This is a genomic window from Pseudomonas sp. NFPP12 (assembly GCF_900103205.1).
GTDB lineage: Bacteria > Pseudomonadota > Gammaproteobacteria > Pseudomonadales > Pseudomonadaceae > Aquipseudomonas > Aquipseudomonas protegens.
Window position 1 is genome coordinate 793,702 of the sequence record NZ_FMWW01000005.1, and the last position, 9,603, is coordinate 803,304.

At 59.1% G+C, this 9,603-nt stretch carries 8 protein-coding genes; 2 read left to right on the top strand and 6 right to left on the bottom strand.

Going from position 1 to position 9,603, the window contains the following annotated elements; genetic code table 11:
- Positions 1-208: 208 nt before the first annotated feature.
- The 6 genes from BLS75_RS24865 to BLS75_RS24890 all read right to left on the bottom strand — a co-directional run bounded on the left by BLS75_RS24865 (position 209) and on the right by BLS75_RS24890 (position 6,664).
- Complete coding sequence (locus tag BLS75_RS24865) at positions 209-424, bottom strand: DUF1127 domain-containing protein (RefSeq protein ID WP_011058498.1); 216 nt, start codon at positions 422-424, stop codon at positions 209-211.
- A 319-nt stretch (positions 425-743) separates the two neighbouring features.
- Positions 744-2,237 carry an acetyl-CoA hydrolase/transferase family protein gene (locus BLS75_RS24870; protein ID WP_011058499.1) on the bottom strand — a complete coding sequence of 498 codons (1,494 nt, stop codon included), beginning with the start codon at positions 2,235-2,237 and terminating at the stop codon, positions 744-746.
- A gap of 179 nt (positions 2,238-2,416) precedes the next feature.
- On the bottom strand, positions 2,417-3,853 hold the full coding sequence (locus BLS75_RS24875) for an NAD(P)(+) transhydrogenase (Re/Si-specific) subunit beta (RefSeq protein WP_072451961.1): 1,437 nt from the start codon (positions 3,851-3,853) through the stop codon (positions 2,417-2,419).
- Complete coding sequence (locus BLS75_RS24880; RefSeq protein WP_005783507.1) at positions 3,853-4,176, bottom strand: NAD(P) transhydrogenase subunit alpha part 2; 324 nt, start codon at positions 4,174-4,176, stop codon at positions 3,853-3,855. Before BLS75_RS24880 ends, BLS75_RS24875 begins: the two co-directional genes overlap by 1 nt.
- A 15-nt stretch (positions 4,177-4,191) precedes the next feature.
- Positions 4,192-5,313, bottom strand: a complete 1,122-nt coding sequence (locus tag BLS75_RS24885) for a Re/Si-specific NAD(P)(+) transhydrogenase subunit alpha (RefSeq protein WP_019095630.1) — start codon at positions 5,311-5,313, stop codon at positions 4,192-4,194.
- A gap of 451 nt (positions 5,314-5,764) precedes the next feature.
- Complete coding sequence (locus tag BLS75_RS24890; RefSeq protein ID WP_072451962.1) at positions 5,765-6,664, bottom strand: LysR family transcriptional regulator; 900 nt, start codon at positions 6,662-6,664, stop codon at positions 5,765-5,767.
- Between the two features lie 159 nt (positions 6,665-6,823).
- On the opposite strand from BLS75_RS24890, the gene BLS75_RS24895 reads away from it, so the two are divergent.
- Entirely contained in the window at positions 6,824-8,005 is a 1,182-nt protein-coding gene (locus tag BLS75_RS24895) for an acyl-CoA dehydrogenase (protein WP_072451963.1), read from the top strand.
- A 13-nt stretch (positions 8,006-8,018) separates the two neighbouring features.
- Complete coding sequence (locus tag BLS75_RS24900; RefSeq protein WP_072451964.1) at positions 8,019-9,239, top strand: CaiB/BaiF CoA transferase family protein; 1,221 nt, start codon at positions 8,019-8,021, stop codon at positions 9,237-9,239.
- The last annotated feature ends 364 nt before the right edge of the window (positions 9,240-9,603 follow it).

A 9,603-nucleotide genomic window follows, 5' to 3' on the forward strand; every position in this document is an offset into this window, starting at 1 on the left:
AGATACACTCGAACTAAATTGTACTGGTTAATTGTTATGTTTTATAAAACTGTACCTGTCACGATGAAGCGGGCTGTATTTCAGCTGTGTAGCGCGTTTTCCGCGGCCAGAACGACAAGACCCGTCGCGGTTTCCCGCGACGGGTCTTGTCGTGTGCAATTCGGGGTGCTGGCGGTGGACCCGGTGGGTCAGGGCCAGCGACGCTGAGTTAGCGCCAGAACGGCTTGCTCAGCTCTTCGTAGCGTTGTGCTTCGCTGATCCCGGCATCGGCCAGCAGACGCGAATCCAGGCGAGCCAGTTGATGGCGGCTGGAGATGCGGCGCTGCCACAGCATCAGGTTGGCGATAACGCGCAGAGGCAGGGAAGCCTGGGTTTTTTCAGCTTTGTCTTCGAAGAACAGTTCGGAACTGAGTGTACGTTCCATGGTTGACATCCTTCCGCTTGTGGCGGGATCAGGTAGTGGTTTAACTGGTGCCCATGATCCTCTTCCCGCGCAAGACTCTGTAGATACAGTTCACCTGTATTGTGAAGGACCAGTTAACTGTTTATAGGGGCTGTACTGTTCGGAAAAGGCGCAACTGTACCTGTCAGCACCTTTATGGTGCATTTTGGTGCTTTTTGATGGGAGGTAAGTGGTTTTAGGCGGGGAAAATACCGGTACAGCAGTACAGTTTTTGGCGGACATTGGCGAGCGGCCGGCGAGCTGACGAAACTGTGTTTGCGTCAGCTGCCAACTGTATCAATTACTCGACGAGCATTTTCCCGGTTTCTTCCAGGTTGATGTGCCAGCTCAGGGCATCACGCAGGATATGCGGCGTGTGACCACCCAAGGCGCAGGCCTTGGTGAAGTAGTCATTCAGTGCGTCGCGGTAGGAAGGATGCACACAGTTGTCGATGATCACCCGGGCCCGCTCCCGCGGCGCCAGGCCGCGCAGGTCCGCCAGGCCGATCTCGGTCACCAGGATGTCGACGTCATGCTCGGTGTGGTCCACGTGGCTGACCATCGGCACCACGCTGGAAATCGCCCCGCCCTTGGCGATCGACTTGGTGACGAAGATCGCCAGGTGCGCGTTGCGGGCGAAGTCGCCGGAGCCGCCGATGCCGTTCATCATCCGCGTGCCGCAGACGTGGGTGGAGTTGACGTTGCCGTAGATATCGAACTCCAGCGCGGTGTTGATGCCGATGATACCCAGGCGGCGCACCACTTCCGGGTGGTTGGAGATCTCCTGCGGACGCAGCACCAGCTTGTCCTTGTAGCGTTCCAGGTTGCCGAACACGTCGGCGTTGCGCCGGCTCGACAGGGTGATGGAGCTGCCTGAGGCGAAGCTGAGCTTACCGGCGTCGATCAGGTCGAAGGTCGAGTCCTGCAGTACTTCGGAGTACATGGTCAGGTTCTCGAATGGCGACTCGATCAGGCCGCACATCACCGCGTTGGCGATGTTGCCGATACCGGCCTGCAGCGGGCCGAGCTTGTTGCTCATGCGCCCGGCATCCACTTCCTGCTTGAGAAAGTCGATCAGGTGGTTGGCGATGCCCTGGGTCTCGCTGTCCGGGGTGGAAACCGTGGACGGCGAATCCGACTGATTAGTGATGACGATGGCGACGATCTTGTCCGCAGGGATCGGAATCGCCGTGCTGCCGATGCGATCGTCGACCTTCACCAGGGGAATCGGTGTACGGGTCGGGCGATAGGTCGGGATATAGATGTCGTGCAGGCCTTCCAGGTTCGGGTTGTGCGCCAGGTTTATCTCGACGATCACCTGCTTGGCGAAGATCGCGAAGCTGGCGGAGTTGCCCACCGAGGTGGTCGGCACGATATGGCCCTGTTCAGTGATGGCGACCGCTTCGATCACTGCAATGTCCGGCAGCTTTAGCTGCTGGTTACGCAGTTGTTCGACGGTTTCCGACAGGTGCTGGTCGATGAACATCACTTCGCCGGCGTTGATCGCCTTGCGCAGGGTGCTGTCCACCTGGAACGGCATGCGCCGGGCCAGCACGCCAGCTTCGGTGAGTTGCTTGTCCAGGTCGTTGCCCAGGCTGGCGCCGGTCATCAGGCTGATTTTCAGTGGCGTTACCTTGGCCCGTTCGGCCAGGGCATGGGGCACGGCCTTGGCTTCACCGGCGCGGGTGAAGCCGCTCATGCCGACGGTCATGCCGTCCTCAATCAGAGCGGCAGCGTCAGCGGCGCTCATCACCTTATCCAACAACGAAGGCAAGCGGATACGATCACGGTACATGGATTGTTATCTCGGGCAACGGAAGCAAGAAGCGCAGTCTAGTGATTTCAAAAAAAAACACCGCGCGACAAAGGTCGAATGAAAGGCCCTGATCTAGAGCCTTCTGTCGGCTTTATGGAGTAAATAAAAAACCCCAGCCTACTAAAGGCTGAGGTTTTGGGTATTGCGCTACAGCAGCTTTATTCGACGGCTTTGACCATGTCTTCGATGACCTTCTTGGCGTCGCCGAAGACCATCATGGTCTTGTCCAGGTAGAACAGTTCGTTGTCCAGGCCGGCATAGCCGCTGGCCATGGAGCGCTTGTTGACGATGATGGTCTTGGCCTTGAAGGCTTCGAGAATCGGCATGCCGGCAATCGGCGACTTAGGATCGTTCTTCGCCGCCGGGTTGACCACGTCGTTGGCGCCCAGCACCAGCACCACGTCGGCCTGGCCGAACTCGGAGTTGATGTCTTCCATCTCGAACACCTGGTCGTAAGGCACTTCGGCTTCGGCCAGCAAGACGTTCATGTGGCCGGGCATGCGCCCCGCTACAGGGTGGATCGCGTATTTCACGGTCACGCCGCGGTGGGTCAGCTTCTCGGTCAGCTCTTTCAGCGCGTGCTGGGCGCGTGCCACCGCCAGGCCGTAGCCGGGGACGATGATCACGGTATCGGCGTTGGTCAGCAGGAAGGTCGCATCGTCGGCTGAACCGGATTTCACTGGGCGTGCTTCCTTCGAACCTGCCGGGCCGCCGGTATCGGCTGTGTTGCCGAAACCGCCGAGCAGGACGTTGAAGAACGAACGGTTCATCGCCTTGCACATGATGTAGGAGAGGATTGCGCCGCTGGAGCCCACCAGGGAGCCGGCGATGATCAGCATCGAGTTGTTCAGGGAGAAGCCGATCCCCGCTGCCGCCCAGCCCGAGTAGCTGTTGAGCATCGACACCACTACCGGCATGTCGGCGCCGCCGATCGGGATGATGATCAGTACGCCCATGACGAAGGCCAGGGCCAGCATCAGGGCAAAAGCACCGAGGTTGCCGCTGGCCATGAAGGTCACGCCCAGGCCGAGGGTGGCCAGGCCCAGTACCAGGTTGAGCTTGTGCTGCCCGGCGAACTGTACCGGTGCGCCTTGGAACAGGCGGAACTTGTACTTGCCCGACAGCTTGCCGAAGGCGATCACCGAACCGGAGAAGGTGATGGCACCGATGGCTGCGCCAAGGAACAGCTCCAGGCGGTTACCGGCGGGGATCGCGTCGCCCAGGTGCTTGACGATGCCCAGGGACTGAGGCTCGACCACGGCGGCAATGGCGATGAACACCGCGGCCAGGCCGATCATGCTGTGCATGAAGGCCACCAGTTCCGGCATCTTGGTCATCTCGACGCGCTTGGCCATGATCGAACCGGCGGTACCACCGATCAGCAGGCCAACGATGACATAGCCGATGCCGGCGGTCGCCAGTTCCGCGCCCAGCTTATAGATGAGGCCGATGGTGGTCAGTACCGCCAGGGCCATGCCCAGCATGCCGAACAGGTTGCCGCGGCGGGACGTGGTCGGGTGCGAAAGGCCCTTGAGCGCCTGGATAAAGCACACCGAGGCGATCAGATAGAGGGTTGTTACCAGGTTCATGCTCATTATTTCTGCACCTCTTCTTTCACGGCTTTGGGCGCTTTCTTCTTGAACATTTCCAGCATGCGACGGGTCACCAGGAAGCCACCGAACACGTTGACCGCGGCCAGGGCCACGGCCAGGGTGCCCATGGTCTTGCCCAGCGGGGTCACGGTCAGGGCGGCAGCCAGCATGGCGCCGACGATGACGATCGCGGAAATGGCGTTGGTCACTGCCATCAGGGGGGTGTGCAGTGCGGGTGTAACGTTCCAGACCACGTGGTAACCGACATAGATCGCCAGCACGAAGATGATCAGGTTGTAGATACCGGGGGAGATAAGCTCTTCCATCGTCTGAATCCCTGCTTAGGCGTTTTTGCGGATGACTTGGCCGTCGCGGCACATCAGGCACGCGGCGACGATGTCGTCTTCGAGGTTGACTTCGAACTGCCCTTCTTTGGTGAAGACAAGCTTCAGGAAGTCCAGCAGGTTGCGCGCATACAGCGCCGAGGCGTCGGCAGCCACTGCCCCGGCCAGATTGGTCGGGCCGACGATGGTCACGCCGTGCTCGACTACGACCTGGTCAGCCACAGTCAGTGGGCAGTTGCCGCCCTGAGCGGCTGCCAGGTCGATGACCACCGAACCGGGCTTCATCTGGGCCACGGTATCGGCGCTCAGCAGGGTCGGTGCCTTGCGGCCCGGAATCAGCGCGGTGGTGATGACGATATCGGCCTGTTTGGCGCGTTCGTGCACGGCCTGAGCCTGGCGCTGCATCCAGCTGGCCGGCATGGGGCGCGCGTAACCGCCGACACCGACGGCGCACTCGCGCTCTTCGTCAGTCTCGTAAGGCACGTCGACGAATTTGGCGCCCAGGGATTCGATCTGCTCCTTCACTGCCGGACGCACGTCCGAAGCTTCGATCACCGCACCCAGGCGCTTGGCCGTGGCGATGGCCTGCAGGCCGGCAACACCGGCGCCGAGAATCAGCACCCGGGCAGCCTTCACCGTACCGGCGGCGGTCATCAGCATCGGCATGAAGCGCGGATAGTAGTGGGCAGCCAGCAGCACGGCCTTGTAGCCGGCGATGTTGGCCTGGGACGACAGCACGTCCAGGCTCTGGGCCCGGGAGGTGCGGGGTGCGGCTTCCAGGGCGAAGGCGGTGATCCCGCGCTCGGCCAGCTTGGCGATGGTGTCATTGCTGAACGGATTGAGCATGCCCACCAGCACGGTGCCGCTCTTGATCAGCGCCAGTTCGCTGTCGCTGGGCGCCACGACCTTGAGAATCAGCTCGGCGCCAAAGGCATCGTTGGCGCTGCCAATGGTGGCTCCTGCCGCTTCATAGGCACTGTCGACCACGCTGGCGTTAATGCCGGCGCCGCTTTGCACAGTGACTTTATGACCCTGGCCGATCAGCTTCTTGATGGTTTCCGGGGTTGCAGCAACCCGTGTTTCACCCGTCTGGGTTTCGAGAGGAACACCAATGTGCACGTCAAATCTCCTGCTTGATCTTATTGCTTTCGATCTTTCTTAGAAGGCCAGCGCACTTCGGAGGGTGCGGCTGGGGCGGCCGATCAGCACGATCCCGCTGAAATCACAGCGGGGCGCGGCATTTTGCAGGCGAACTTTGAGGCCTTCAAGGGATTCTGACTAGTGACGGAAAATTAACTACAAGTCACCCCGTGACCGAATGTCGCAACGTACCAGGTTAAAGCCTTGTAAGCCGTGCCTTTCAAGGCTTTACCATGGAAAATAAGATTTTTCTCATCCGTGACATGAATAGTCTTACATTGCCCTTGAATAAACCCTACAAGCCGCGTGGTTAGGCGCTTGTAGAACGATTGTTCAAGGTGTCGGTACAGTCTGTGAAAATGCGACAAATAGTTATATCTGTAGGGCTTTGATTTATTTGACTACGAGGTCAACTATTGGTTGTGAGCCTTTATTTTTCAAGGTTGTAGCTGTTTGCCTGGTTCACCAGCCAGTCGCGAAAAGCCCGTAAAGAGGCCGATTCCACTTTGCGTTCGGGAATCATCAGGTAATACGCCTTGATGCTCGAGAGTGCCTGGGGGTTGGCAATGACCAAGCGTCTTTCGGCCAGCTCGCGCTGGATAAGGAAGGGCGGAATCAAGGCGATACCCATGTCGTGCATGGCGGCCTGGGCGAGCATGGAGAATAGCTCGTAGCGCGGGCCTGTCATGTCGCGGGGGATATTCAGCTGCTGTGAATTGAACCATTGCCGCCAGGCGTAAGGCCGCGTGGTCTGCTGCAGCAGGGGTAGTTCGGCTATGGCCTCGGCGCTCAACTCTTGCTGCTTGCCGAGCATTGCCGGGCTGCACACCGGCATCGGGTTTTCGCCCATCAGCCGGTGAGACTGGGTACCCGACCAATCGGCGTCGCCAAAGTAGATGGCGGCGTCGAAGGGGGTGTCGGCAAAGAGGAAGGGGCGCGTGCGGTTGGTCAGGTTGACCGTGACTTCGGGGTGCTGCTGCTGGAAGTCCTTCAGGCGTGGCAATAACCACTGCGTCCCGAAGGTCGGAACCACTGCCAGTTCGATGACGTTGGCCCCCTGCTGGCCCATCACTGAAAGTGTGTCGCGCTCCACTGCGTCCAGTTGTGTAGCGACCCGGCGGCTGTAGGACAGCCCGGCCTCAGTGAGCTTGACGCCCCGTCGTGAACGCCGGAAAAGTTCCACCCCGAGGAACTCTTCAAGGCTGGCGATCTGTCGGCAGACCGCACCCTGGGTTAGGGAAAGCTCTTGGGCTGCCTTGGTAAAGCTCTCATGACGTGCCGCGGCTTCGAAGCTGATTAAGGCGGCGGTACTGGGGATCTTTCTGCGCATGTACGGCAATCTCACTAATAGATGCTGTAAAAGGCGGTTTAGGCCATTACGAAGTGAGAAATTAGCACAACACTATGCGAAATCCTCGTTTGCCTGGGGGCGCCCCGTAGGCCTAGGATCTGTTCCACGATAGTTGACCTACTTCACGAGGATTCACTCATGGGCGGTAAAGCAAGCTTCAACTGGATCGATCCCCTTCTGCTGGACCAGCAACTCACCGAAGAAGAACGCATGGTCCGCGACAGTGCCGAGCAGTTCGCTCAAGACAAGCTGGCACCACGGGTTCTGGAAGCTTTCCGCCATGAGAAGACCGACCCGGCCATCTTCCGGGAAATGGGTGAAGTCGGCCTGTTGGGCGCTACCATTCCTGAGCAGTACGGCGGCAGCGGCCTTAACTATGTGTGCTATGGCCTGATCGCTCGTGAAGTGGAGCGAGTGGACTCCGGCTACCGCTCGATGATGAGCGTGCAGTCGTCCTTGGTGATGGTGCCGATCAACGAGTTTGGTACCGAGGCGCAAAAGCAGAAGTACCTGCCGAAACTGGCGTCCGGCGAATGGATTGGCTGCTTTGGTCTGACCGAGCCGAACCATGGATCTGACCCGGGTGCGATGATTACTCGTGCACGCAAAGTGGACGGTGGCTACAGCCTGACTGGTAGCAAGATGTGGATCACCAACAGCCCGATTGCTGATGTATTCGTGGTTTGGGCCAAGGATGATGCCGGCGACATTCGTGGTTTTGTCCTGGAGAAAGGCTGGAAGGGCCTGAGTACACCAGCGATTCACGGCAAGGTCGGCCTGCGGGCCTCGATCACCGGCGAAATCGTCATGGACAACGTGTTCGTGCCGGAAGAGAACATCTTCCCGGATGTGCGTGGGCTCAAAGGACCTTTTACCTGCTTGAACTCGGCGCGTTACGGCATCTCCTGGGGCGCCTTGGGGGCTGCGGAGTTCTGCTGGCACACCGCACGCCAATACACCCTTGATCGCCAACAGTTCGGTCGTCCTCTGGCGGCAACCCAACTGATCCAGAAGAAGCTGGCGGACATGCAGACCGAAATCACCCTCGCCCTCCAGGGCTGCCTGCGCCTGGGGCGGATGAAGGATGAAGGGACTGCGGCGGTGGAAATCACCTCGATCATGAAGCGCAACTCCTGCGGCAAGTCCCTGGATATCGCCCGCATGGCGCGTGACATGCTGGGTGGAAACGGCATTTCCGATGAGTTCGGTATTGCTCGTCACTTGGTGAACCTGGAGGTGGTCAACACCTACGAAGGTACTCACGACGTGCATGCGCTGATTCTCGGGCGTGCACAAACCGGTATCCAGGCGTTCTATTAATAGGAGAGCGACCATGGGGGCGTTATCGCATCTGCGGGTACTGGATTTATCTCGGGTACTGGCCGGGCCTTGGTCCGGGCAGATCCTTGCGGACCTGGGGGCCGAGGTCATCAAGGTCGAGCGTCCGGGTAATGGTGACGATACACGCGCCTGGGGGCCGCCCTTCCTTAAAGATGCCTATGGCGAGAACACCACGGAGGCTGCCTATTACCTGTCGGCCAACCGTAACAAGCAGTCAGTGACCATCGACTTCACGCGCCCTGAGGGGCAGCAGTTGGTGCGTGAGCTGGCTGCCAAGTCGGATATCGTCATCGAGAACTTCAAGGTGGGTGGGCTGGCGGCTTATGGTCTGGACTATGAGTCGCTCAAGGCCGTCAATCCGCGGCTGATCTATTGCTCTATCACTGGTTTTGGTCAGACCGGGCCCTATGCCAAGCGCGCGGGTTATGACTTCATGATCCAGGGCTTGGGTGGGCTGATGAGCCTGACTGGGCGACCTGAGGGTGATGAGGGGGCTGGGCCGGTAAAAGTGGGGGTGGCCTTGACCGATATCCTCACCGGGCTCTACTCCACTGTGGCGATTCTGGCGGCCCTGGCTCATCGAGATCAGGGGGGCTGTGGTCAGCACATCGATATGGCATTGCTGGATGTGCAGGTCGCTTGTCTGGCCAACCAGGCCATGAACTATCTGACCACGGGGGTCGCTCCCAAGCGTTTGGGTAATGCGCACCCTAATATAGTGCCCTATCAGGATTTTCCGACGGCGGATGGCGACTTCATCCTTACCGTGGGTAATGATGGGCAGTTTCGCAAGTTTGCCGAGGTAGCAGGTCATCCGCAGTGGGCGGACGATCCTCGGTTTGCCACTAACAAGCTGCGGGTGGCCAATCGGGCGGTGCTGATTCCGCTGATTCGCCAGGCCACGGTGTTCAAGACTACGGCGGAGTGGGTGAGTCAGCTGGAGCTGGCTGGGGTGCCTTGTGGGCCGATCAATGATCTGGCGCAGGTGTTTGCTGATCCTCAGGTCGTGGCTCGAGGCCTGGCTGTGGAGCTGCCACACGCGTTGGCTGGGATGGTGCCTCAGGTGGCTAGCCCGATTCGCCTTTCGCAAACCCCCGTTGAGTACCGTAACGCCCCTCCTCTATTGGGCGAACATACTGCAGAGGTTCTGCAACGTGTATTGGGGATGCGGGTCGAGGCGGTGGACGCCTTGAGGCATTCGCGAGTGGTGTAGCGCCGCCCTTCTATATATAGAGGCGCATCTTGTGCCTCTATATAGCCTTGTAGAAGCACCCTTAGAGGGATCTTTTGAGCTTATTCATAGAAAACGCAAATTAAGTGTTGACGGCAGATTCTACAGGTCTATAATTCGCCCCACTTCCGGCGCAGTCGAAACGGAAAACTCCTTGAGATTCAACGAGTTACGCAGTTTTCGATAGCGGTTACGCTTCAGTTCATCGAAGCCAGAAGCAGTTGGTAAGGCAGTCAGTTTTCGCCTTATTAACGATTCGATCCTCTCGGTCGAAAGCGGTTGAAAAGAGGTGTTGACAGCAGCGTGTAACGCTGTAGAATTCGCCTCCCGCTAACGAGAGATCGGA